We start from the raw sequence: 22598 nt of genomic DNA, 5'->3' as shown, positions 1-22598 counted from the left end.
GGTTCGTGAGCGGCGACCGGCGCCACAGCGGGGTCTTCCCCGCTCCCGCCCGGACCCATGAACCAACTCCGCACCCTGCTCGGTGGGTTCACGGTCAGACCTCGTCGATCGCCATCGTGAACTGATCGGGCTTGTTGACCACGAGCTGCGGGCTCGACGAGTTGAGCGCGTGCCCCGAGGCGACCAGGCTCGCGGTGAGCGCCTGGAAGAACTCGGAGATGGCCTGGCCGATGTCGGTGCCCGGCTTGGCGACGAAGGCGAACTCCGGTCGTGTCGCCACCTCCAGCATCGTGGCCGCCTGGGCGTCGCCGATCCCGCAGGCGATGATGTTGGGCGAAGTCGGCGTCTTCGCCTTGTCGGTGAGCCGCGCGTGCGGCTTTCGCCAGGCCCCGCCGTCGGTGGGCTGACCGTCGCTGAGGAAGAACACGACGGGCCGGTGCACCTTGTATCCCTCGCCGCGCAGCCACTGCACGTCGGTCGGGATACGGCCGAGCAGGTCGTCGAACACCGCCTCGTAGTTGGTGAGGCCCCGGATGACCACCTGCGGAAGGCTGGTCTCCGTACGCATGTCGGCCACCGCGAGACGGGCCTGTACGTCGTCGGAGAATCCGAGTACGGCCAGGCGCAGTTTGGCGGCGATCATCGGCTCGGCCCGCAGTCCCTCGCACAACGAGACGAGGCCGTTGGACAGGTCCTCCAAGTAGGGCGCCATGGAGCCCGATTCATCCGCCAGAACATAGGCGGGCAGTAGCACACCTTTTGTCTCCGCCATGAGAATGTCTCCCTCTTCCATGCTGAATGACGCATGTGCCCCCAGGCCGTACATTCCATCCAAGCAGCCGGTCTGGGCGCGATCCGGGCGTGATCCGGGCGATTCCCGGTCGGCGGGGCCGTCCGGCGCCCGCGGCGCCACCGGCCCTCAGTTCCGCATGAGTCTGCGCATCAGCAGCCGCGCGGGCGGCGGACGGCGGACGATCAGATGCAGGGCGACGTCGGCGCCTCGGGACAGTTCGGCGTCGACCGCCGACCAGACGGCGTCGATGCTCTGCTGGTACGTCAGCCCGCCCCGGCCCGAGCCGAGCAGCGGCAGGCAGACCGAGCGCAGTGGCGGATCGAACCGCCCGCCCTCCTCGGCCAGCAGGGCCAGCGCCCCGGCCACCGCGCGGGTGACGTCCGCCGGCAGCACGTCGTAGTCGTTGGTCCCGGACCGGGGAACGGCGACAGCCGCGTGGTACAGCCTCCGTATGCCCTGCCCCGCCAGCGCGCCGGAGCCGGTGGCCGCCACCGTCCCCGGCACCACGGACCGGCCCGAAGTCCCCTGCCGTACGGCCCAGTCGCGCAGTTCCTCGTGGACGGGGTCGGCGAGCAGTTCGCCGGTCAGGCTCCAGGACGCCGCGGCACGCCGCAGAGAGGCGGAGACCGACGATTTGTACGCCTCCGGCAGCGCGAAGTGCGTGTTCGACGGCACCACGACCACGTCCACATCGCGGAGCAGATCGACGGGGTGCACATGCAAGGTGACGGGAACGGTCCGGTCGAGCACCGGCACGCGCAGCACGTTGTGGGTCTCGACAGAGGTCTCGGCGGGCGGCGGGACCTCTCCGGCCAGCCGGACGATCTGCTCGGCGATCTGGCCGAGTACCACCCCCTCCTGGTACTTGCGGAAGCGCTCCACGCTGACGCCGTACACCCCGGCGGCACGCCTGCGACGGTCGGCGCCCGGCCAGTCCCGGGTTCCAGGGGCCGTCCCCAGCGTGTACTCGGCCGCCTCCTGAAGGCTCCCGCCGCCCAGTCGGTCCACCGCCAGCCGCAGCAACCGCTCGACGGCGACGGCGGTCTGTCCGTTCGCGGGCGCGTCGTCGCCCACCAGCGCGGCGGAGGTCGCCTCGGTGAGCGCGGGCAGCGGAAGGCCGCGCAGGCGAACCATTCCTGCCTTACGAACCGCCTTGAGTTCATCAATAATTGATGGGTAGTCAATTATTTCGAGCGCCATGGTCCAAAGGATGCATCCCCGGATCGTCCGCAACAAGAAGGCCAGAGCGCCCCTCTTGCGGAACCCCTTACGGAACGGTCGCCGCCCGCAGCGGGGCCAGCAGGCGGTTGGCCTCCGCGATCCCGGCGGGTGTTCCGAGGCCGGCGATCCCCCGCGCGGGGTCCGGCTTGAGCGGTTCGGCACCGCAGCGGTCACCGAAGAGGACCACCGCGTGCCGTGGCCGGTGCCGCCGGGACTGCCACAACAGGCCCTGGGCAGACGGCACTTGTGTACGCAACTCACTGGCCCAGCGCCGGGTCTGCGGGTAGCTGGCACCCTGCGCCTCCAGCAGCCAGGAGTCCTGGCAGACCGCCGCCAGGTCCTCCTCGGTGACCAGTTGGATCAGCGTCAGATCGACCCGCGTGCGCAGCAGGCTCAGCGAGCGGCCCTTCACCCAGGCACGCGGTACGAGTCGGCTCCCCGAGGCGGTGTCGAAATCCAGCGAGCGCAGCAGCACCTCGGCCAGCGCCGTGGCCGGTTCGGCACCCGCGTACAGAAAGGGGTAGGGGTCCTCGGACGTGCCGTCGAAGCGGTTGCCGCCGAAGTGCGAGTCGGCGGCCACCGGGTTGAACGCCTCGGGGGGCCGCCTGTCGCTGTGGCACCGCCACAGCTCCGAACCGGCGGGCAGGGTACGCAGGTTGGGCGTCAGCCGGTACGCGGCCGGCGGGAAGCGGTCGGGCATCAGTCGCCCTCCAGCATCGCCGAGGCCGCGCCGACCAGCAGATCGTCGGGCAGGTGGCCGAGCAGTTCCGCCGGCGCCCCGCCCAGCCAGATGTTTCCGCTCAGCCACCAGTCGGCCGCGCCCCAGGGGTCCTCCTGAGCGAGCAGCAGGCGGTTGACCGAGCACACCACGGTGAGCGGTCCGCCACCCCCGCCGTCGCCGTCGCCGCCGGCGAACTGGAAGGCCGGATAGCGAGGACCACGTACCGGATCGTCCAGGTGGATCAGCCCGGTGGTGCCTTCGGCGCCGCCCGCGCAGCGGACTCGTACCTCCTCGGGCGACAACGACGGCTCCGCCAGAAGTCGCCTGCGCGCGTCCGCCAGGATTCCCTCGGTGTGCGCGGGCTGTTCGGTGTCGGTGGTGTCGGCGTCGGCGTCGGTGTCGGTGTCGGTGTCGGTGAGCCACGCCTGGAGTTCCCGCGCCCGCTCCGCCACGGCCGGTACGTCCCACGGCGGCTCCGCCAGCCGCGGCCCGTCCAGCGCGGCCCGTACGGGGTGGCCCGGCGGCAGGTCCAGCAGGGCGAGCTTCACCCCCTGCGCGGCCCGCCGGACGGCCCACTCCTCGGCAGGGGCGGCGGCCAGCGCCCCGAGCCGGGTGCGGAGCACGTCGCGCCGCTCGGCGTCGAGGGCGCGCCGGATGTCCGGCCAGTGCGTACGGATCAGGGCGAGAAGGTCCTCGGGGTTCATGCCGCACCCCACGTACTCGTGCGACGGCGCGAAGGGCCGGGGTGCCCCTGGTGGATGAAGGCGGCCCAGAGCGACGGCCGGTCCAGGCCGGTCATCTCGGCGTCGCGCGCCGACGTGCCCTTGACGCTGCCGGGCAGTCGGCGCCCCGGATCCAGCATCCACCGTTGGGCCGCTCGCAGGGCGGCGGCCGGATCAAGGCCATCGACGGCCGTGAAGTGGTGGAAGACCGCCATCATCAGCGCGGAAGCTCCGTCGCTCGTCCGCCATCGCGAGCCCACGACGTTACGTGCGCCCCGCACCACGAAGGCCGTTGCCAGGGTCAGCGCCTCGTCGTGGTCGCGGGTGCTCAGGTCCGTCTCGCACGCGCTCAGTACGACCAGGGGACCGGTGCGGCGCCACGCGCTGTCCTCGGCCGGGAGGTCCAGCAGGCGCGTCACGGTCAGCATGCCCGCGTCCGGAAGTGCGCCGGGGCCGCCCAGCCCGGCGGGCCAGGACTCGGAGTCTCCGGGGAACGCCAGGCTGAGCGCCGAGATGGTCGGACGGGTCCCCGCCGAACCGTGCGACGCCACGTGCAGCAGCGAGAGCGGCTTGTCGGCCGCGTCCGTCGGCGGCTCCAGCAGCTCCAGCAGTTCGGCCGGGGTTCCGGGCGCCTCCGGGGGCGCGGGTGGCTGGTAGAACTCGCCGAACAGCCGTGCCTGCGGGAAGAAACTGGCGTGCAGGGCGCTGATCTCGCGTTCCGCGTGTGTCAGGGACAGTCGGGGATCCGCCACCAGCACCGGCGCCGAGTCGACCGGAACCGCCTCGCGCCCCACGGTGAGAAGGAGTTGGTGGCCAGAGGAGGCGTAACTCACCACCAGGTCCTCGCAGACGTAGCGGTAGGGGTCCCCGTCCCCGTCCCCCTCTCCCTCCCGCGTACGCGCCGCGTGCCAGGGCACCACGCCCAGGTTTCCGCAGGGCACCAGGACGACTCGGGGAGGGGCGGCTCCGTCCGCGCCGCCGTCGCCGTCGCCGTCGCTGTAGAACTCGGCGCGCCGTCTCAGCGCCAGTTCGCGAATGTCCTCCATCACCGCCGACCAGGCCCAGTCGCACAGCTCGCCAAGGGCGTTCTCCCAGGCGCGTTCGGCCGCTTCGCTCCCGTACCGGGACCGGGCCGCCGCCGCCTCCAGGTACTCGGTCAGCGGCTCGCTTCTTTCGCCGGTCAGCGCGTGCAACAGGAAAGCCTCCGACCCGATCCCCGGCATCAGGATGACGGCCATTCCCGGAGTCCCCGCGGCCCCGGGCACCAGGTAGACCAGCGCGTCGGCGTCGGCGGCCACCGCCGCGTCCATCAGTTCCTCGATCGTCGGGCTGCTGAACAACCGGCCGCGATCGTCCTGGCGCCGGTAGCCGAGCGCTTCCAGGGCACGGCGGCGCAGGCTGCTGGGGAGCTGCCCGTCCAGTTCGCCCGGCACCCCGGAGGACGCCTCCCGCCAGGCGTCGGCGAGCTTCCACTGCCCCTTCGCCCGCAGCAGTTCGGGAACGCCCGCCGAGGCCGACGCGGCCTGGAGCACCAGTGCCCGGCTCCATTCCAGCGCCTCGACCACCGCCGGCAGACGACCGGACACCGCGGCCCAGCGGGCCACCAGGAGCCCGCGCTCGCCTCCCTTCCTGGCGGCCAGCAGACCGTGTTCGGCGCCGGCTTGCAGCAGGACGTCGGCGGCGACGGAGTGCAGGGAATCCAGCGCGGCGGTGATGGCCGCGTCCAGGTCGGCCGGGTCCTGGGTGCGGTCGGACAGGCGGCCGTACGCCTCGGCGAGCTGCCACAGCACGTCCCCCGCGAGCGCTGTCTCCTCGCCCTGCCGGATTCGTTCACGGATCCGCTCGAACCCCGCGATGGCCTGGTCGAGATCGGCCGGGTCCTCGGTCTGCCGGTACAGGGAGAGCCGGCCCTCGGCCGCCCGAAACTCCCATTGACTCTTCAGACCCGTTCGGGGCCGCGGGACACGCAGGGCCTCACGGATCAGCTCGGAATCGTTCTCGTCCTTCCCGTGCTGGATCTGGATCATGCTGACCATCTGCTGCGTCAGCTCCCTGAGCGTCGGCGACGGGATCTGAAGTCGCTCGGCCTCCTCGACGAGGTATTCGAACAGGCTCGGGCGATCCAAGTCATCGCCGCGCAACCGGGCTCGCACCAAGTAGGCCCGGCCCAGATCGAGCAGGAGGTTGAGGGAGATGCCCGCGTCCTGTCCGGAGATTTCCCGGAGGCTCAGCAGTTCGTCGATCACCGCGTCCAACTCGACCAGGTCTTCCGTCTGTTCGGCCCGGTCCAGCCGCGATGCCACGGAGACCATCCGAACCGCCGAGGTGAGGAGCGCGGACGAGGCTTCGGGGAGCCGTCCCTTCAGCGATTCGATGAGTCGGCGTGCGAGTTCCCCATCCTGGAAATTCCCGCCGATCGCCTCCCCGCCCGACATGAGCCCGACACGCGCCAGCTCCACGGCGTCGGCCAGCTCGTACTCCTTCGGGAGCCGACCGGAGACATCGACCAGGCGGCTGAGCGCCGAGTCGAGCAGATCGGGGTCGTCGTCGCGGGCGGCGGCCAGCATCTCCGCCAGGATCCGGGGCAGGGACTCCATTGCCCGATCCTCCGGGTGGGCCGGCGAGTGCACCGGGTCCCGGTCCAGTTCGTCATTCAACTTCCGGTGTGTCTCTGAACTGATGAAGCCCGGCTCGATGTTCGCCATGGCGGACAGGAACATGGCTTTCTTCCGCCATTCCCACTCCGCCCGGCCCGCCTCGGACATCCCGGGCCGGGGTTCCTGTTCAGCGGTACGCGTCCGATCCTGGCTCTGTGCCAGGAATTGGTGCATCAGCTTCACCTGGTCGGCGTAGGGGAAATCGTCCGGGAGTACGCTCGCCAACCGCTCGCCCGTCACCTTGGACGGACCGTCCGGCCCCAGCATCTCCGTCAGCAGGGCGATCCCGGGGACCGCCCCGTCGAAGTAATGGCGCATTTCCGGAGGCATCGGCAGAGCCTGGGCGTCGGTGAAAAGCTCGGGCAGTTCCGCGGGGTCGAAACTCGCACCGTGCTTGAGATACCAGTCCATGAACTCCGCGTGGTCGGGCAGTCCACCGTTGCGCCCGCCCAGCTCCGGGCTCGGGAACAGCACCACCAGCAGACCGAACGCGGCACAGCGCCGTTCGAAGTCGGGAGCTTTCGGCTCGGCGTCGCGGACCTGGCGCATGTACCGCAGCACCCGCTCGCGGTCCCCGGCCGCGCCCCCGGCCGGGCCGGCGTACCTCAGCGCGAGCAGTGTGCCCAGCCGGGCGACCACTGTGTGGCGCACCGCCTGCTGGGACTCCAACAGGGTTTCCAGATGGGACAGTTCATCAATCGTCCGGTCCTGGATCCCCGGTACGGACATGGCTTTGAACCGGGCCCTCCGCCGGACCTTGGTGAACGGAATCAGCAGATCGGCCCGGCGCGTGGCGTCCCGGGCCCACATCCGTAGCGCACGTACAGAGCCGCTGTCGCCACCCATCGCGCTCCTTTGATCGAGCCGCCCGGACACCGTTCGCACGGCTCTCACATCATGCCCAGTCGCTCGCCGCCCGGAAGTTGATAACGGACAGCGGACGGAATTCGACCAGGAATCGACCGCACACCGCCCCGCTCAGCCGTCCCCCTCAGCCGTCCCCTTCTGGGCTCGGCACCCCGAGGTCGCCGCGCATCCGCTGCCGCATCAGCCGGACTTGACGCCACAGAAGCTCGATGTCCGTCCGCGCGGCGTCGAGCGAGTCACCGGGGCGGGGATCGCCGTGGTCGAGCCGCATCAGCATTCCGTAGGTCGCGCTCAGTGAGCGATTGACGGCCCCGGCGAGGTCGAGCACCGGATCGGGAACCAGCAGTTGGGCTTCGGCGTAACAGTCCCGGTGTGCGTCGCGCGCCTCGGTCAGTCGCCGGCTCGCGTCACCGGGGCCGTCAGCGTTGCCGGAGCCGTCCGCGTTGATGAGGGCGTGCATCTGATCCGTCAGTGCGGCCAGGTACTGCCGGCAGGCGGTGTTGAGCGCGACATAGGTGTCGCGGCGCGCGTCGAGACCGGCCCGGCGCTCCTGGTCCCTGCGCTCCTCGGCCTGCTCCCGCCTGCGGGAGGTGTCCGCCGCGCGCTGGGTCAGCAGGGAGGACGCCAGTGTGCCCAGCACACCGACGACCGCCACGCACAGCCCGGCGGCCATGGCCGCGTCCATGGTTCAACCCCCCGCCCGCCCAGGAGAGTTCGCTCCCCCGGGCATCGCACTGCTCAACCGCCCCGGCTCCGGCGATCGCGGTCACGATGCACGGTCACGACCCCAGGATGGTCGTCAGGAACTCCCCCGTCCACGACAGCAGTTCGCGGCCGACCACCGGCTTGCCGCCGATCTTGCCCGCCGTCGGGCGCGGCACCAGGATCTGATGGGCCGTCGGCTTGATCACCGTACGCTGATGCAGACGCTTGAGCCGCAGCTCCTGCGACTCCCTCAACTCCACCGGCGCGAAGCGGATGTTGGGCCCCTGGAGGACGATCTCGCCGACCCCGCACGCACGCGCCAGCATCCGCAGCCCCGCCACCAGCAGCAGATTCTCGACCGGCTCGGGCAGTTGGCCGTAACGGTCCGTCAACTCCTCCCGTACGGCGGTGATGTCGGCCTCCGAGTTGGCGGAGGCGATCGCGCGGTACGCCTGGAGGCGCAGCCGCTCGCCGGGCGCGTAGTCGTGCGGGACGTGCGCGTCGACCGGCAGCTCGATCTTGACCTCCAGCGGCGGCTCCTCCTGCACCGTGCCGTCGACGGCCGCGCGGTAGTCCGCGACGGCCTCGCCGACCATCCGTACGTACAGGTCGAAGCCGACGCCCGCGATGTGCCCGGACTGTTCGCCGCCGAGCAGATTGCCCGCGCCGCGGATCTCCAGGTCCTTCATCGCGACGTACATACCGGCGCCCATCTCGGTGTGCTGGGCGATCGTCGCCAGGCGTTCGTGCGCGGTCTCGGTGAGCGGCTTCTCCGGCGGGTAGAGGAAGTACGCGTAACCGCGCTCCCGCCCGCGCCCCACCCGGCCGCGCAACTGGTGGAGTTGGGAGAGCCCGAAGTTGTCGCCGCGCTCCACCACCAGGGTGTTTGCGTTGGCGATGTCGATGCCGGACTCCACGATCGTGGTGGAGACGAGGACGTCGAACTTCTTCTCCCAGAAGTCCACCACGACCTGTTCCAGGGCCTGTTCGGACATCTGGCCGTGCGCGGTCGCGATACGCGCCTCGGGCACGATCTGGCGCAGCCGCGCCGTGGCGCGGTCGATCGACTCGACGCGGTTGTGGATGTAGAAGACCTGGCCCTCGCGCAGCAGTTCACGGCGGATGGCGGCGCCGATCTGCTTCTCCTCGTACGGGCCGACGAACGTCAGCACCGGATGCCGCTCCTCGGGCGGGGTGGTGATGGTCGACATCTCGCGGATGCCGGTCACCGCCATTTCCAGGGTGCGCGGGATCGGGGTGGCGGACATGGTCAGTACGTCGACGTTGGCGCGCAGCTTCTTCAACTGCTCCTTGTGCTCGACGCCGAAGCGCTGCTCCTCGTCCACGATGACCAGGCCGAGGTCCTTGAACTTCGTCTCGGCGGAGAACAGACGGTGGGTGCCGATGACGATGTCGACCGACCCCTCGCGCAGCCCTTCGAGGGTCGCCTTCGCCTCCGTGTCGCTCTGGAAGCGGGACAGGGCCTTCACGACGACGGGGAACTGCCCGTACCGCTCGGAGAACGTGCCGAAGTGCTGCTGCACGAGCAGCGTGGTCGGGACGAGGACGGCGACCTGCTTGCCGTCCTGGACGGCCTTGAAGGCGGCGCGCACCGCGATCTCGGTCTTGCCGTAGCCGACGTCACCGCAGACGAGGCGGTCCATGGGGACCGTCTTCTCCATGTCCTCCTTCACCTCGGCGATGGTGGAGAGCTGGTCGGGCGTTTCCACGTACGGGAACGCGTCCTCCAGCTCGCGCTGCCAGGGTGTGTCCGCGCCGAAGGCGTGGCCGGGCGCGGCCATCCGCGCGGAGTAGAGCTTGATCAGGTCGGCGGCGATCTCCTTGACGGCCTTCTTGGCGCGCTGCTTGGTCTTCGTCCAGTCGGCGCCGCCGAGGCGGTGCAGGGTGGGTGCCTCGCCGCCCACGTACTTGGTGACCTGTTCGAGCTGGTCGGTGGGGATGTAGAGGCGGTCGCCGGGCTGGCCGCGCTTGGCGGGGGCGTACTCGACGAGCAGATACTCGCGGGTCGCGCCCTGGACGGTGCGCTGCACCATCTCCACGTACCGGCCGACGCCGTGCTGCTCGTGGACGATGTAGTCGCCCGCCTCCAGGGTGAGCGGGTCGATCGTCTTGCGGCGCTTGGTCGGCATCCGTACGCCGTCCTTGCCCGCCGCCTTCTGGCCGGACAGATCGGTCTCCGTAAGGACGGCGAGCCTGAGCGCCGCGTCCACGAAGCCGTATTCGATCGAGCCGCACGCGACGTGCACGAGGGACGGGGTGATCTCGCTCAGCCCCTTGCCGCCGTGTGCCTCGGGGGTGTCGAGGCGGGCGGGGATGCCCTCGCCGCCCAACACCTCGACGGTACGGGCGGCGGTGCCGTGACCCTCGGTGACGTAAACGGTGCGCCAGCCGTCGGCGAGCCATCCCTTGGTGTCGGCGAGGGCGCGGGCGGTGTCGCCGCGGTAGCTCTCCGGGGCGCGCATGCCCAGCTTGAGGGTGTCCGCCGACAGCTCCTCGTCGGCGGCGAACGGCGCCACCGACCACCACATCATCCCCAGCTCGCGGGCCCGCTCACGGACGTCCGCGATGCCCCAGAGCGAGGCCGCGCCGACGTCGATGGGCGCCTCGCCGCCGCCGGCTCCCGCCGCCCAGGACGCCTGGAGGAATTCCTGGCTGGTGGCGACCAGGTCGGAGGCGCGGGTACGGACCCGCTCGGGGTCGCAGACCAGCGCCATCGAGCCCTCGGGCAGTACGTCGAGCAGCAGCTCCATCTCGTCCACGAGGACGGGGGCCAGGGCCTCCATGCCCTCCACCGCGATGCCCTCCGCGATCTTGCCGAGCATGTCGGCCAGCTCGGGGTGCACCTCGGCGAGCGCGGCGGCCCGCTCCCGCACCTGCGGTGTGAGCAGCAGCTCACGGCAGGGCGGGGCCCAGAGGCCGTGCTCGGCGACTTCGAGGGAGCGCTGGTCGGCGACCTTGAAGTAGCGGATCTCCTCGATGTCGTCGCCCCAGAACTCCACCCGCAGCGGGTGCTCCTCGGTGGGCGGGAAGACGTCCAGGATGCCGCCGCGTACGGCGAACTCGCCGCGCTTCTCGACCAGTTCGACACGGGAGTACGCGGCGGCGGCCAGCGCCTGCGTCACCTCGTTCAGATCGGCGCTGTCCCCGCCGCGCAGCGAGACCGGCTCCAGATCGCCGAGGCCCTTGACCTGCGGCTGGAGTACGGAGCGGATGGGCGCGACGACGACGCTGACCGGCCCGGCGCCGGGGTCGTCGGCGCGCGGGTGCGCGAGCCGGCGCAGCACGGCGAGCCGGCGGCCGACGGTGTCGCTGCGGGGCGACAGGCGCTCGTGCGGCAGCGTCTCCCAGGAGGGGAACTCCGCGACGGAGTCGGCGGGCAGCAGCGACCGCAGCGCGGCGGCAAGATCCTCGGCCTCGCGCCCCGTCGCGGTGACGGCGAGGACGGTACGGCGCGCGTCGCGCGCGAGAGCCGCGACCGCGAAGGGCCGGGCGGCGGGCGGGCCGACCAGGTCGACATGCGTACGGTGCCCGTCGACGGCGGCACCGACCGCTTCGGCGAGCGCCGGGTCTCGTACGACGGCATCGAGCAGACCGTGCAGGCTCATGAAGGGTGTTTCCGTCCGGTTCCGGGGGTGTGGTGGTGCGGGTGATGACCGCCGCGAGGTGCTCTGGGAGCAACGCGAAGGGCCCGACACGTGTCACGGGCCGGGGACCTCCAGCGTACGACTCCGGACCGACAGGCGTCGCGCGGGACGGGTGGGGAGGGGGTGGTGGCGGGGATGGGGGCGGTGCGGGGCGGGGAGGTTGGCGAGAAGCCGCCGCCGGACGGCGTTGCTCTGTGTAATCGCCGACGGTAGGATTTGTGACACTCGTGCGCCCAACTCCTCACCCGGAGGCAGGAAATGACTCGTCCGTGGGAAGCCGATCCGTCCGCGTTATTCGAGCGGCGCCTCGGCAAGACAGCGCAAGAACTGGGGAATTCGAAGGACACTGACGACTGCCCGGACATCTGGCAGCTCGACAACGGCGACATAGCAGTCATAGGTCGCGACCTCACAGCGGCCTATTCGGCTGCGCTTCCCACCGGCGTCTCCTTGTCGCCGGACGAACGTCTCGTCGTGATCCCCGGAAATATGCTGAGCGCCGCAAAGAAAGACATTCCAGATGCTTGATCTGAACGTCCCGACGATCGACCCGGAACTTGGCGAGCGCCTCGTCAGCAAAGATTACAAGCGCGACTTCAGAGCACGCAACGCGTTGATCCGTAACAGTTCCACGTGGAAACTAGAGCGGCGGCAGCACTTCGAGGAACAGAACGATCCCAGTAGGGACGCTCTCACGCGCGGCGACTGGGACGAGGTACTGCGCCTCTTCGCCGCAGACCGGGACTTGGTGCTGGCAGGGGCGCGGGACGACAAGGAGCGCGGGTACACCCTGCACCGGGTACGTATTGTCGAGCAGCCCATCACCCCGTACGTGCAGTGGGAGCTGTACTGGCTACGACAGCACGACGAACTGGGCGCGAGCCGAGTCCGGATCGTCACCGCGGAGCAAGTGGCGGACGCCGAGAAGACCCAGCAGCTCCCGGAAATGCTAGTCGTCGGTGGCCAGACCCTTTACAACGTCATCTACAGCGACTCCGGCGTTCCGATGGGTTCGATCCGCTTCACCGACCAACAGCACGTTCAGTCCTGGGAGCAGTACATCCGATCGCTGTATGAGATCGGTGAGGACATCGCCCCGTACTTCGCCCGCGAAATCGCACCCCTGCCCGCACCCGTCCCGTAAAACCGCAATCGCGCCCAACTCCATACCCGGAGGCAGGAAATGACTCGTCCGTGGGAAGCCGATCCGTCCGCGTTATTCGAGCGGCGCCTCGGCAAGACAGCGCAAGAACTGGGGAATTCGAAAGACGGCACGGACTGCCCGGACATTTGGCAACTCGACAACGGCGATATAGCCGTTATAGGCCGAGACCTTACAGTCGACTACTCGGTGAACCTTCCTTCCGGAGTCTCCTTGGCGGCGGACGAACGCCTGGTCGTAATCCCCGGAAATATGCTCAGTGCCGCAAAGAAAGACATTCCGGATGCTTGATCTGAACCTGCCGACGATTAACCTCGAGCTTGGCGAGCGCCTCGTCACCAAGGACTACCACCGCGACTACAGGGAGCGCGACGCATTGATCCAGCACGGCTCCGCGTGGAAACTGGAGCGGCGGCAGTATTTCGAGGAGCAGAACGATCCCAGCAGGGACGCTCTCACGCATGGCGACTGGGAGGAAGTGCTCCGTCTATTCGCCGCAGACCGGGACTTGGTGCTGGCAGGTGCACTGAGGGACAAGGAGCGCGGGTTCACCTTTCACCGTGTGCGCATTGTCGAGCAGCCCATCACCCCGTACGTGCAGTGGGAGCTGTACTGGCTACGACAGCACGACGAACTGGGCGGGAGCCGAGTCCGGATCGTCACCGTGGATCAGGTGGCGGACGTCGAGAAAATGCGACAGCTTCCAGAACTGTTGATCCTCGACAGCCAGGTTCTTTACAACGTCGTCTACAGCGACTCCGGCGTTCCGATGGGCTCCATCCGCTTCACCGACCAACAGCACGTTCAGTCCTGGGAGCAGTACATCCGATCGCTTTTCGAGATCGGCGAGGACATCGCCCCGTACTTCGCCCGCGAAATCGCACCCCTGCCCGCGCCAGTCCCGTAATCCGGAGCACATCATCAACGAGCACAGCGGTACACCGGACGTTCCCGACAGCTCGCACAACGACCTGTCGGGAACGTCCCACGACGTCGTCCAGGCCGGGAACGTCACCGGCGGAGTCCACTTCCATCGGCATGGAGAGAGCGATTCGGGCCGTGAAGGCCCCGTGCCACGCCAGTTACCGGGCGACGTGCACCGCTTCGTCAACCGCACCAGCGAACTGGGCCAGTTGAACGCCGTGCTGCCCAGCGAGGACGGTGACGGCGCCCCCGTCGTCGTCTCGGTCGCCGTTGTCGCGGGCACCGCCGGTGCGGGAAAGACCTCGCTCGTCCTGCACTGGGCGCACCAGGTCCGTGAGCGTTTCCCTGACGGGCAGTTGTACGTCAACCTGCGCGGGTACGACCCCGCGCAACCACTGAGTGCCCAGGAAGCTCTGCGCGGGTTCCTCTCCGCGCTTGGGGTGCGCGCCGACTCCGTGCCCCAGGAACCCGACGCCGCCGTCGCGCTCTACCGCTCCCTGCTGGCCGACCGGACGATGCTGATCGTCCTGGACAACGCGGCCACGGTGGCGCAGGTCCGTCCGCTGCTGCCCGGCGGATCGAACTGCCTGACCGTGGTGACGAGCCGCAGCAGGCTCTCCGGTCTTGCCATACGGGACGGCGCGCACCGGCTGACGCTCGGCACACTGCCCGAGCCCGAGGCCGTTGCCCTGCTGCGCGCCGTGACCGCCGGCTACCGGCCGGAAGACGATCTGCGTGAACTCGCCGAACTTGCCAAGCTGTGCGCTGCGTTGCCCTTGGCCCTACGCATCGCCGGTGAGCGCGCCGCCAGCAACCCGCACTTGCGGCTGGCCGACCTGATCGAGGAGCTGCGCGACGAGTCCGCGCTCTGGGACGCGCTCAGCATCGGGGACGCGGATGAGGCCGAGGCCGTCCGCACCGTGTTCGCGTGGTCCTACCGAGCCCTCTCCGAACCGGGCGCGACGCTTTTCCGGCAGCTCGGCGTCCACCCCGGACCGGAGTTCGGCCTGCCCGCTGCCGCCGCGCTCGCCGCGCTGCCAGCCGTACAGACTCGCCAGCTCCTCGACTCCCTCGTCGGCGCCCATCTGCTGGAGCAGACAGGGCCGGACCGCTACCAGTTCCACGACCTGCTGCGCGCGTACGCCGCCGGGCTCACCCGGAATGAAAAGCCCCAGGAAGAGGGACAGGCCGCCCTTCGACGGGTGCTGAGCTGGTATCTGTGCACTGCGGAGGCTGCACGAACCAAGCTCGCCCCCTCCGAGGAGTCCGTATCTCACCCTGAGCTGCCCGAGGCCGTCCGGCCACTGGATTTCGCGGACTACGACGCGGCGATGGACTGGGCGGAGCGTGAACACACCAACCTGCTGCGGACGGTCGCAGCCGCCACCGCAGGGGAACACGACGTACTGGCCTGGAAGTTGGCGCTGGTCCTGTGGTACGTCCAGCCGCCGTCCGCGTCCATGACGGACTGGGTGGCCGTCGGCACTACGGGGCTGGAAGCTGCCCGCCGAGTGAACGACTCCGTCGCCGAGGCGGAACTCCTTAGCTGCCTCGGCATGGCCCACCACCGGGTCAACGCGTGGGACGAGAGTCTGGACTGCCATCAGCAGGCGCTGGCGATCCGTCGCACCAGTGGCGACGGCAGCGCCGAGGCGGACTCGCTCAATCTGATCGGGCTCATCCATCTGCGCCGCCGTCAACTGCGCGACGCCGCAGCCCATTTCGAGCAGGCGGCGACACTGTGGCAGGCGGCGGGTTCCGAGAGCTGGGCGGCCTCGGCCCTGTCGAACCTGGCGACCACGCACTACAACGCAGGGCGCCTGGAAGAAGCCTCTGTCTGCGTCCAAGGGGCGCTGGCCGCGTACCGCGCCCTCGGAAACGCCGGCCCCGAGGGCAACGCGCTGCGCATCGTGAGCTGTTTGCAGCGTGAACGCGGCGAGCTGGACGCCGCCCTCGGCTCGGCCGAAGAGGCCATGAACATCGCCCTTGCCCTGCGTGACCAGATCTACGAGGGCTACTGGCTGCTCACACTTGGCGATGCCCGACTGGCCCTGACCCGCCACGCGGACGCCCTCGCCTCGTACCAGCGCTCCGCCGACCTGCACCGGCGGCTGGGCAACCGCAGTCGCGAAGCGATGGCGTGGTACGGCACCGGTCAGGCGTACCAGGCACTCGGCAGGACGGAAGAGGCCACCCACTTCCACCGCCGTGCGGCTGCCGTCCACCACGATCTTGGCGACTCGTGGCACGAGGCGCTTGCCTTGGAGGCACTGGCCTCGGCGCTGGACGGGGACGGTCCGCACAGCACCGAGGCCCTGCGGCTCATCGCCCCGTACGACGACAGCCGGGCGGTGGCCATGCGCCGGCGTCTCGCTGAGCGGAGCGCGTAACCTCCGCCGCGTCAGGCCGCCCGCGACCCGGTGTGTGGGTGCGCGTCGGGGGCCGTCAGCCAGACGAGGCGGGCGGACAGGTTCTCGGCCCGGCCGAAGTACCGCACGACGTGTTCGGCGGCGGCGAGTTGCCAACGCCGCTGTCCCTCGACCGCGATGACCTCGGCGGCGCCGTCCTCGTACGCGAGCCCCCAGGCGACGACGAAGGCGTCGGAGTCGGCGTCATCCGCGCCTGGGCGGTACTCCTCCACGACCGCGAAGAGGCGTGGCGCGGTGGTGCGTACGAGTTCGTAGACCTCCTGGGCGAAGTCGGACGGCTCCGGGGCGGGGCTGCTCTGCGGCGATACGGTCGTCATGGAATTCCCCTGTCGGCGAGAGGGTGACGCCTGCCCGGCGGAAGTGGTTGGGCAGGGCGAGTAAGACGCCTTGCGGCGCGGCCAGTTGAAGTGGCGTGAGTCACACGGTAGCGAGTGAGGTAGTATCTAGTCCACCCAATCGCGGTTGATTAGCCCCTAGGTTCACCCGTATGGGTAGTTCCGGAATAAGGAGAGGACGGAGACGATGCCTCCGAGCAAGCTCCCGCCGACGATCCGGCAACGGCGCCTGGGCGCCGAGCTTCGCCGCCTGCGTGAACTCGCGGAGCTTTCCGCCACGGAGGCGGGGCGGCTGCACGGCTCAACTCAGTCGCGGATCAGCAACATCGAATCCGGTGGCTATCCAGTGAGCGCCGACCGGGTGCGGACGCTGGCGCGGTTGTACGGCTGCACGGATCAACCACTCATCGACGCGCTCGCGGGCATGACCGGCGGACGGACGCGTGGGTGGTGGGACGAGTACCGCGAAATCCTTCCCTCGGAGTTCCTGGACCTCGCGGAACTGGAACATCACGCGGTGGCCATGCGCGTCGCCTGTGCGATCCACCTGCCCGGACTCCTACAGACGACGGAACATGCCCGCGCTCTCATCAAGGACATCGTGCCGCCCTTCGATCCACCGGAGGTCGAGCACATGCTCTCGTTCCGGATCAAGCGGCAGGCGGTGATCTACGGACAGAAGCCGACGCCACTGTTGACGGTCATTCATGAGGCCGCCCTGCGCATGGGGTTCGGCGGCCGGGAGGTGGCGCGAGCCCAACTGGAGCACCTGTTGGACATGAGCGAGCGCGACCACATCACCGTCCTCGTCGCGCCGTTCGGCACTGGCAGCTACCCGAGTGCCGGATCCGGCATCATCTACCTCAGGGACGCGGTGCCTCAGCTTGACACTGCACAGCTCGACACTGATGTGGCCTCGCTCTACGCGGGTGCGCAGCCTCAACTGGCCAGATACCGTGCGGTGCTGGACCGGTTGGAGGCAACCGCGCGGACCCCGGAGAAGTCCCGGGACCTGATTCACAACATCGCGCAGAGCATGTGATGAGGTAGAGAGCATGTCCACCTACGACTGGCAGAAGTCTTCCTACAGCGGAAACGCCGGCAACTGCATCAACGTCAGCGCGTCCGACGACGGCACCATCAAGCTCCGCGAGAGCGACGACCCCGACGTCATCGTCACCACCACCCCCGAAAAACTCCGCGCCTTCATCCTCGGCGTCAAAGCAGGCGAGTTCGACCACTTCGCCGTGGAGCAGTCACCGCGCGGTTGACGGCTGCCGGAGCAGGCCGTCCGGGGTGTCGAGCCAGGGGCGTTGCGTACCGTCGCGGGTCACCGTCAGGCCGTAGCGGTAGAGGTCGGGGCGGCCCGACTGCGTCCAGTGGGCGTGGGCCTGGTTGAGTTCGTCCAGCAGGGCGCGCGGTCCCCACTGCCGGGCCGTGCCGCCGCACACGTACGCCCACGACGTACGGGTGGACAGCCACCACGCCGGTTCGTCGCCGTCGCCGTCGCCGGAATCCGCGTCGTCCTGGCGGTCGACGTGTACGCCCGGGAGCATCAGGCCCACCGCGAATCGGGCGTGGTAGTCGTCGTCCAGCCAGTGCGGGCCGGACCGGACCGGGCGCGTGCGGCTGTCCTCCCACGCGTCACGGGAGTAGACGTCGCGCAGCGGCGAGTGATCGTCACGGCGCTGGCCCCGCAGGTCCATGAAGGCCATCGGGTAGCCGAAGTGGCCCTGCGCCCGGCCGTCGTCGGTGACGCGGAGCACCGCCATGCCGGACGTCGCGAGGGTGGTGCGCCACGGCGTCACGATCAGCCCGCCCGGCCGCACCTGTTGGACCCAGGCGCCCGGCACGTGGTGCGACGATGCCGTCGAGAGCAACCTGTCGTACGGTCCCCCGGACGGGTGCCCGGCCTCGCCGTCCGCGACGACGACAGCGGGCCGGTACCCGATCGCGTGCAGCGAGCTTTCAGCGCTCTCCGCCAAGGCGGGATCGATCTCGATGCTGACCACGTTCCGCATCCCGACCCGCTCGCACAGCAACGCCGCGTTGTATCCCGTACCGGTGCCGATCTCCAGGACCCGGTGGCCGGGCTCCAGGTCGGCCGTGGCGAGCATCGTGAACACCGCGTTCGGCGCGCTGATGGAGCTGGTGGGCAGGGCTCCGCCATCGGGACCGGGGCGCCCGTCGTCCACCTGCGTCACCACGGACTGCGTAGCGTCGTTGACAAGGTGGGCCCAGCCGACCGGGTCAGCGGTCCGGTCGAGCGGCCGATAGACGTCCGTCGACCACACCCACACCCGGTCGGGCACGAACGCGTGCCGCGGAGCTTTGAGGAACAGTTCGCGCATCCACGGCTGTTGGAAGCCCTCGGCGGCATCCAGTTGATCGGCTGTGCGGGCGCTCAGCGCGTCAAGGTCGGGGCCGGTCATTTCCGGTGTGTGCCGCCTCCGGGCTTGGAAACATCTGGGTGCTGGCCGTCCGAATCACGAGGCGACGGCGGTGGGGTCGGCGGTGTCGGTGGCGGCGGTGATCCGTGGTTTCCCATTCTGTCCCCCTTCACCCACCAAGTGGGTGTGCCATGTGGCATGGCGTGACGTCGCGTTCAACTACGTTCGCAGAGATGACGCTCGGTCACAACGGCGCGATAGGGCACGCCGGAGGTGAACGAGTTCCGCCCTGCGCGCCTCCCGCCGTGTAGGGGGAATGACGACGCGATGCCCAACTGGCCCTGACGCGCCGAGCATGTGATGAGGTAGAGAACATGTCCACCTACGACTGGCAGAAGTCCTCGTTCAGCGCCGAGGCGAATAGCTGTGTCTACCTCGCCGCGGCCGACGACGGCACCATCAAGCTCCAGGAGAGCGACGACCCCGACACCGTCGTCACCACCACCCCCGAAAAACTCCGCGCCTTCATCCTCGGCGTCAAAGCAGGCGAGTTCGACCACTTCGCCGTGCCGGCGTCACCCCGCGACTGAACCGGGCCCGGTCTCGGCGGACGGCCGGTGGTCGGTGGCCGGGCCGTGTCGTCGGGTCAGTCGCGCCTCGCCATGCCCGGGTCGATGTCCTCGGCCTCGGGCGTGTTGATGTAGTGCTGCGACAGGTACCGGCCGCGGATCTCGCCCGTGGTCAGCATCTCCCAGCCCTCCGGCTTCTCCTTGCCCGCCTTCTTCAGCTCGGCCGTCCACGCGGTGATCAGTTCCTCACGGGTCTGCGGCATGTCCGCGTTCGTCGCGGACTCCGGCTGGACCGTCACCTTCGCGCCGTCGTCCGCCGCCACCGTCACCGTCACCGCGAACATCGCCCCGGCGCCGACGAGGAACGCCACCACGCCCACCGCCGCCACCTCCTTGCCCGTCATTGCGGCCTCTCTCCCTCGCGTGCAGCGCCTGTCCTACCGTTCCATACATCCGAACTTCCCACAGCCTTCACCGAGTTGGGACGTGGGGGCACGTGAACCTGTGGGACCGCGCGGCCGTGTACTCCGTGGGGAGCCTGGGGAGACTGCCCGATGTGAGTCCGCCGCGCCACCGCGCAACCCGGCGCGCCGGGTGGGGGGTGGGCGGTCAGGACACGCACGGTTCACCCATAACTACGGCACAGTTCGTCGCAAGATCAGTTACACAGTCATGGCATTGCCTTTACTCTCTCCAAGGCCCCTCCGAGCCGTGCGGCACGCCCGGCGGGGCGCGCAGCACCGGCAGCGACACCCACCCCGTCCTCGGCGTGAACTGATCAAGTAGCGGAGGCCAAGTCTTGGGCGACAACGAGATGTCCGTCTTCGGCGTCTCTCCGACCGAGGAAGAGATCTACCGCCACTTTCTCCGCAACCCCGACACGTCGGCGGACGACATCCATCTGCTGGTCCACACCGAGCAGGACGACGCCCGACACAGCCTTGACCGGCTACGGGAGTTGGGGCTGCTGCACCCCGACAGCAGTCTCGAGTGCGTCTCCCCCGCCGACCCCGGTGTGGCCCTGGCCCGGCTGACCGACGCGCGGCTCAACGCGCTCCACGAGGAGCTGCGCCTGGTCATGCAGGCGCGCGACCTGGTCGAGGGGCTGCGCGCCGAGCAGGGCTCGCGGCTGCCGCCGGTGCAGGGCATCGAGCAGTTGGAGGGCCTGTCGGAGATACGGAACCGGATAGACGACCTCGCGTTCTTCGCGCGCGACGAGATCCTGTCCGTGGAGCCGTACACGAAACTCTCGCCCGAGAACATCGAACGGTCCCGTCCGCTGGATCTGCGATGTCTGCGGCGCGGGGTGCGCATCCGTAATGTGGTGCTCGCCGCCGCGCTGGACGACCTGCCGACCCGTGACTATCTGCGCGAACTGGTCAAACGCGGGGCGCAGATCCGGGTCGCCGAGAACATCACGGAGCGGATCCTGGTGTACGACGGCCGTACGGCCCTGGTGCCGCTGGATCCGCAGAACACGGCGCGCGGGGCGTTGTTGGCCCACAAGAGCGGGCTCGTCTCCAACATCATCGCCCTGTTCGAGAAGATCTGGACGCAGGCGGAGGACATTCTGACCGTCACGAAGGAGTCCGGCGACGCCGTGGGCGGGCTCAGCGAGATCGAGCAGCAGGTGCTGATCTCGATGTGCACGGTGGGCAAGGACGAAGCCGGGGCCCGGGACCTGGGGATCTCGGTCCGTACGTATCGAAGACATGTGGCCGACCTGCTTCAGTCCCTGGGCGCCGCGAGCCGTGCGCAAGGCGCGCTGCTGGCCCGCGAACGGGGCTGGATCTGACCGGCGGGTTGTGTCAGCGTTGTTCCGTCCAGCCCCACAGCGCCGCGTCCGACAGGACCGCGCGGACCGCGCGATGGATGTCGGTGTCGCTCGTCCCGCCGTCGCGGGCTATCCAGAGGCGGATCCGGTCCTCCCCCGCCTCCGGGACACATCTCCAGTGCCGGGGCAGCAGACCGAGCAGCCGGATGACCGTCGTCTCGGCGGACGGTGCCGCGCTGTTCTCGCGGACCGTCACCACCTCCACGTATCCGGGGCCGTGTTCGATGTCCGCGCTCCACTGCCACTGGGCCGTCATCGTCACCGTGTCTCCTTGAACAGATGCCTGGCGGCCGTCGCCATGGCCGCGATACCGGCCGGCAGCGCGGTCCTTACGTCGGGGGCGAACTCGGCCGAGTGGTTGGGCGGTACCGGCCGGCCGCCGGAGCGTGCCGCGCGCCACTGGCTCGGGGACGCCGTACCGAGCATCCAGTACGCCGTGCGCACACCGTCGACGGCGAAGCGCGGGAAGTCCTCGGTGGCCATCGAGCCCGGCCACCGGGCCACCCGGTGCGGGCCGAACTCCCGCTCGTGGGCGGCCCGTACGGTCGCCGTGACGGCCGGGTCGGGCAGCAGGGCCGGGGAGCGGGAGACGAGCGTGACGTCGGGGTCCTTGGGGCATCCGGAGGCCGCGCACTCGGCTCGTACGATCCGTTCCGCCGCCGCCACGGCCCGTTCCAGCGCCTGATCGGTCGCCGCGCGGACGGTGATGCTCAGCTCCGCGTCGTCGGGGATGACGTTGCCGCGGCGGCCCGCGCGCAGGGAGCCGACGGTCAGGACGACCTGGTCGGCGGGCGCCGTCTCGCGCGAGACCACCGTCTGGAGGCGCATCACGGTCGCGGCGGCCGTCACGACGGGGTCGACGGTGAGCTGTGGGGTGCCGGCGTGGCCGCCGTACCCGTGGACGACGACGTCCAGCGCGGCGCTCGCCGCCATCATCGGGCCCCGGCCGTGGGCGAGTATCCCGGCGGGCAGGGGCGCGGTGTGCTGGGCGAGGACGGTGTCGGGGGTGCCGAACCGCTCGTAGAGACCGTCCGCGAGCATCGCGCCCGCCCCCTGAAGGGTCTCCTCGGCGGGCTGGCCGACGACCAGGACGGTGCCGCTCCATGTGTCGGCCGACCGTGCGAGCAGGGCGAACGCCCCTGCGGCTGACGCGAGATGGAGGTCGTGGCCGCAGGCGTGCATGGTGCCGGGGACGGTGCTCGCGTACGCCAGACCGGTGCGTTCCTCGATGGGCAGGGCGTCCAGTTCGGCGCGCAGCAGGAGGGTGGGGCCGGGGCCGTTGCGCAGGACGCCGACCACGCCGTGGCCGCCGATGCCACGGGTGACGGCCGCGCCGTCGCCCTCCAGACGGGCGGCGAAGCGCTCGGCGGTGCGGGCCTCGGCGCCGGACAGCTCCGGGTGGGCGTGCACGTCGAGGTAGAGCTCGAGGGCGGCCCGCAGGGTCTCGCGCGGGACGGCGGCGGGAGCATGCACGGGTGGGGGTTCTCGGGGTGGGTCCGCGTTCAGCGCGTCGGTCATGCGCCGCCTCCTTGCTGAACTCGCTGAACTTGTTTGAGCATTCCTTGAGGTTCGAGCGTGCGGCACACCGCGCTCACCTGGCCCTC

The 22598-nt window shown here is 69.8% G+C and carries 21 protein-coding genes; 9 read left to right on the top strand and 12 right to left on the bottom strand.

The genetic code is table 11. From position 1 onward, the window contains the following. Nucleotides 1-94: 94 nt before the first annotated feature. From OG329_RS26300 to mfd, 7 genes are all read right to left on the bottom strand, one after another. Nucleotides 95-772, bottom strand: coding sequence for a vWA domain-containing protein (locus OG329_RS26300; protein WP_405798598.1), 678 nt, complete (start codon nt 770-772; stop codon nt 95-97). Between the two features lie 147 nt (nt 773-919). Further along, nucleotides 920-1993 (bottom strand): hypothetical protein, encoded by a 1074-nt coding sequence (locus OG329_RS26295; RefSeq protein WP_405798597.1) that lies wholly within the window; start codon nt 1991-1993, stop codon nt 920-922. Between the two features lie 67 nt (nt 1994-2060). Continuing rightward, nucleotides 2061-2714: an RES family NAD+ phosphorylase gene (locus OG329_RS26290; protein WP_405798596.1), complete on the bottom strand. Its 654-nt coding sequence runs from the start codon at nt 2712-2714 to the stop codon at nt 2061-2063. Further along, a complete protein-coding gene (locus tag OG329_RS26285) occupies nt 2714-3439 on the bottom strand; it encodes a hypothetical protein (protein WP_405798595.1) in 726 nt (241 codons plus the stop codon). The genes OG329_RS26290 and OG329_RS26285 overlap by 1 nt, the downstream gene beginning before the upstream one ends. After that, nucleotides 3436-6960: a CHAT domain-containing protein gene (locus OG329_RS26280; protein WP_405798593.1), complete on the bottom strand. Its 3525-nt coding sequence runs from the start codon at nt 6958-6960 to the stop codon at nt 3436-3438. The genes OG329_RS26285 and OG329_RS26280 overlap by 4 nt, the downstream gene beginning before the upstream one ends. A gap of 145 nt (nt 6961-7105) precedes the next feature. Further along, nucleotides 7106-7666 (bottom strand): hypothetical protein, encoded by a 561-nt coding sequence (locus OG329_RS26275; protein ID WP_405798592.1) that lies wholly within the window; start codon nt 7664-7666, stop codon nt 7106-7108. A gap of 94 nt (nt 7667-7760) precedes the next feature. Continuing rightward, nucleotides 7761-11312 (bottom strand): transcription-repair coupling factor, encoded by a 3552-nt coding sequence (mfd, locus tag OG329_RS26270; RefSeq protein ID WP_405798590.1) that lies wholly within the window; start codon nt 11310-11312, stop codon nt 7761-7763. Between the two features lie 297 nt (nt 11313-11609). Between mfd and OG329_RS26265 the strand changes: the two genes are divergently transcribed. The 5 genes from OG329_RS26265 (at nt 11610) to OG329_RS26245 (ending at nt 15827) form a co-directional block, all read left to right on the top strand. After that, nucleotides 11610-11879, top strand: coding sequence for a hypothetical protein (locus tag OG329_RS26265; RefSeq protein WP_405798589.1), 270 nt, complete (start codon nt 11610-11612; stop codon nt 11877-11879). Beyond that, nucleotides 11872-12495, top strand: coding sequence for a DUF6879 family protein (locus OG329_RS26260; RefSeq protein WP_405798587.1), 624 nt, complete (start codon nt 11872-11874; stop codon nt 12493-12495). The genes OG329_RS26265 and OG329_RS26260 overlap by 8 nt, the downstream gene beginning before the upstream one ends. Nucleotides 12496-12534: 39 nt before the next feature. Then, on the top strand, nt 12535-12804 hold the full coding sequence (locus OG329_RS26255; protein WP_405798586.1) for a hypothetical protein: 270 nt from the start codon (nt 12535-12537) through the stop codon (nt 12802-12804). Then, entirely contained in the window at nt 12797-13420 is a 624-nt protein-coding gene (locus OG329_RS26250; protein WP_405798584.1) for a DUF6879 family protein, read from the top strand. Before OG329_RS26255 ends, OG329_RS26250 begins: the two co-directional genes overlap by 8 nt. Before the next feature lie 163 nt (nt 13421-13583). Further along, nucleotides 13584-15827 carry an ATP-binding protein gene (locus tag OG329_RS26245; RefSeq protein WP_405798583.1) on the top strand — a complete coding sequence of 748 codons (2244 nt, stop codon included), beginning with the start codon at nt 13584-13586 and terminating at the stop codon, nt 15825-15827. Nucleotides 15828-15838: 11 nt separating this feature from the next. Here OG329_RS26245 and OG329_RS26240 read toward each other — a convergent pair whose 3' ends face one another. Continuing rightward, nucleotides 15839-16183 carry a hypothetical protein gene (locus OG329_RS26240; RefSeq protein ID WP_405798581.1) on the bottom strand — a complete coding sequence of 115 codons (345 nt, stop codon included), beginning with the start codon at nt 16181-16183 and terminating at the stop codon, nt 15839-15841. 205 nt (nt 16184-16388) lie between these two features. On the opposite strand from OG329_RS26240, the gene OG329_RS26235 reads away from it, so the two are divergent. Together OG329_RS26235 and OG329_RS26230 are read left to right on the top strand one after the other, a co-directional pair. Then, nucleotides 16389-17243, top strand: a complete 855-nt coding sequence (locus OG329_RS26235; RefSeq protein WP_405798580.1) for a helix-turn-helix domain-containing protein — start codon at nt 16389-16391, stop codon at nt 17241-17243. 13 nt (nt 17244-17256) lie between these two features. After that, nucleotides 17257-17472, top strand: coding sequence for a DUF397 domain-containing protein (locus tag OG329_RS26230; protein WP_405798579.1), 216 nt, complete (start codon nt 17257-17259; stop codon nt 17470-17472). Here OG329_RS26230 and OG329_RS26225 read toward each other — a convergent pair. Then, on the bottom strand, nt 17458-18633 hold the full coding sequence (locus OG329_RS26225) for a methyltransferase domain-containing protein (protein WP_405798578.1): 1176 nt from the start codon (nt 18631-18633) through the stop codon (nt 17458-17460). The two genes, OG329_RS26230 and OG329_RS26225, sit on opposite strands and share 15 nt — an antisense overlap. Before the next feature lie 332 nt (nt 18634-18965). On the opposite strand from OG329_RS26225, the gene OG329_RS26220 reads away from it, so the two are divergent. Further along, on the top strand, nt 18966-19181 hold the full coding sequence (locus OG329_RS26220) for a DUF397 domain-containing protein (RefSeq protein WP_405798577.1): 216 nt from the start codon (nt 18966-18968) through the stop codon (nt 19179-19181). A 56-nt stretch (nt 19182-19237) separates the two neighbouring features. Here OG329_RS26220 and OG329_RS26215 read toward each other — a convergent pair whose 3' ends face one another. Beyond that, the gene (locus tag OG329_RS26215) at nt 19238-19564 is read right to left on the bottom strand and encodes a hypothetical protein (protein WP_405798575.1); all 327 of its coding nucleotides are present in this window, start codon (nt 19562-19564) and stop codon (nt 19238-19240) included. 395 nt (nt 19565-19959) lie between these two features. On the opposite strand from OG329_RS26215, the gene OG329_RS26210 reads away from it, so the two are divergent. Continuing rightward, a complete protein-coding gene (locus tag OG329_RS26210) occupies nt 19960-20955 on the top strand; it encodes a helix-turn-helix transcriptional regulator (RefSeq protein WP_405798574.1) in 996 nt (331 codons plus the stop codon). 13 nt (nt 20956-20968) lie between these two features. Here the strand turns inward: OG329_RS26210 and OG329_RS26205 are convergent, their stop codons facing one another. Next, a complete protein-coding gene (locus tag OG329_RS26205) occupies nt 20969-21250 on the bottom strand; it encodes a hypothetical protein (protein WP_405802019.1) in 282 nt (93 codons plus the stop codon). A 2-nt stretch (nt 21251-21252) separates the two neighbouring features. Beyond that, on the bottom strand, nt 21253-22512 hold the full coding sequence (locus tag OG329_RS26200) for an amidohydrolase (RefSeq protein WP_405798572.1): 1260 nt from the start codon (nt 22510-22512) through the stop codon (nt 21253-21255). Nucleotides 22513-22598: the final 86 nt, after the last annotated feature.

Source organism: Streptomyces sp. NBC_01506 (assembly GCF_045040295.1).
Taxonomy (GTDB): Bacteria; Actinomycetota; Actinomycetes; order Streptomycetales; family Streptomycetaceae; genus Streptomyces.
The sequence above is the reverse complement of the archived record's forward strand: the minus strand, read 5'-3'. Positions and strand labels throughout refer to the sequence as shown.

Coding starts and splice junctions, on each gene's coding strand:
- OG329_RS26285 (WP_405798595.1), bottom strand. CDS start 3,439: ATGAACCCCGAGGACCTTCTCGCCCTGATCCGTACGCACTGGCCGGAC.
- OG329_RS26230 (WP_405798579.1), top strand. CDS start 17,257: ATGTCCACCTACGACTGGCAGAAGTCTTCCTACAGCGGAAACGCCGGC.
- OG329_RS26280 (WP_405798593.1), bottom strand. CDS start 6,960: ATGGGTGGCGACAGCGGCTCTGTACGTGCGCTACGGATGTGGGCCCGG.
- OG329_RS26265 (WP_405798589.1), top strand. CDS start 11,610: ATGACTCGTCCGTGGGAAGCCGATCCGTCCGCGTTATTCGAGCGGCGC.
- OG329_RS26295 (WP_405798597.1), bottom strand. CDS start 1,993: ATGGCGCTCGAAATAATTGACTACCCATCAATTATTGATGAACTCAAG.
- OG329_RS26240 (WP_405798581.1), bottom strand. CDS start 16,183: ATGACGACCGTATCGCCGCAGAGCAGCCCCGCCCCGGAGCCGTCCGAC.
- OG329_RS26225 (WP_405798578.1), bottom strand. CDS start 18,633: ATGACCGGCCCCGACCTTGACGCGCTGAGCGCCCGCACAGCCGATCAA.
- OG329_RS26215 (WP_405798575.1), bottom strand. CDS start 19,564: ATGACGGGCAAGGAGGTGGCGGCGGTGGGCGTGGTGGCGTTCCTCGTC.
- OG329_RS26260 (WP_405798587.1), top strand. CDS start 11,872: ATGCTTGATCTGAACGTCCCGACGATCGACCCGGAACTTGGCGAGCGC.
- OG329_RS26250 (WP_405798584.1), top strand. CDS start 12,797: ATGCTTGATCTGAACCTGCCGACGATTAACCTCGAGCTTGGCGAGCGC.
- OG329_RS26235 (WP_405798580.1), top strand. CDS start 16,389: ATGCCTCCGAGCAAGCTCCCGCCGACGATCCGGCAACGGCGCCTGGGC.
- OG329_RS26275 (WP_405798592.1), bottom strand. CDS start 7,666: ATGGACGCGGCCATGGCCGCCGGGCTGTGCGTGGCGGTCGTCGGTGTG.
- OG329_RS26290 (WP_405798596.1), bottom strand. CDS start 2,714: ATGCCCGACCGCTTCCCGCCGGCCGCGTACCGGCTGACGCCCAACCTG.
- OG329_RS26300 (WP_405798598.1), bottom strand. CDS start 772: ATGGCGGAGACAAAAGGTGTGCTACTGCCCGCCTATGTTCTGGCGGAT.
- OG329_RS26200 (WP_405798572.1), bottom strand. CDS start 22,512: ATGACCGACGCGCTGAACGCGGACCCACCCCGAGAACCCCCACCCGTG.
- mfd (WP_405798590.1), bottom strand. CDS start 11,312: ATGAGCCTGCACGGTCTGCTCGATGCCGTCGTACGAGACCCGGCGCTC.
- OG329_RS26220 (WP_405798577.1), top strand. CDS start 18,966: ATGTCCACCTACGACTGGCAGAAGTCCTCGTTCAGCGCCGAGGCGAAT.
- OG329_RS26205 (WP_405802019.1), bottom strand. CDS start 21,250: ATGACGGCCCAGTGGCAGTGGAGCGCGGACATCGAACACGGCCCCGGA.
- OG329_RS26255 (WP_405798586.1), top strand. CDS start 12,535: ATGACTCGTCCGTGGGAAGCCGATCCGTCCGCGTTATTCGAGCGGCGC.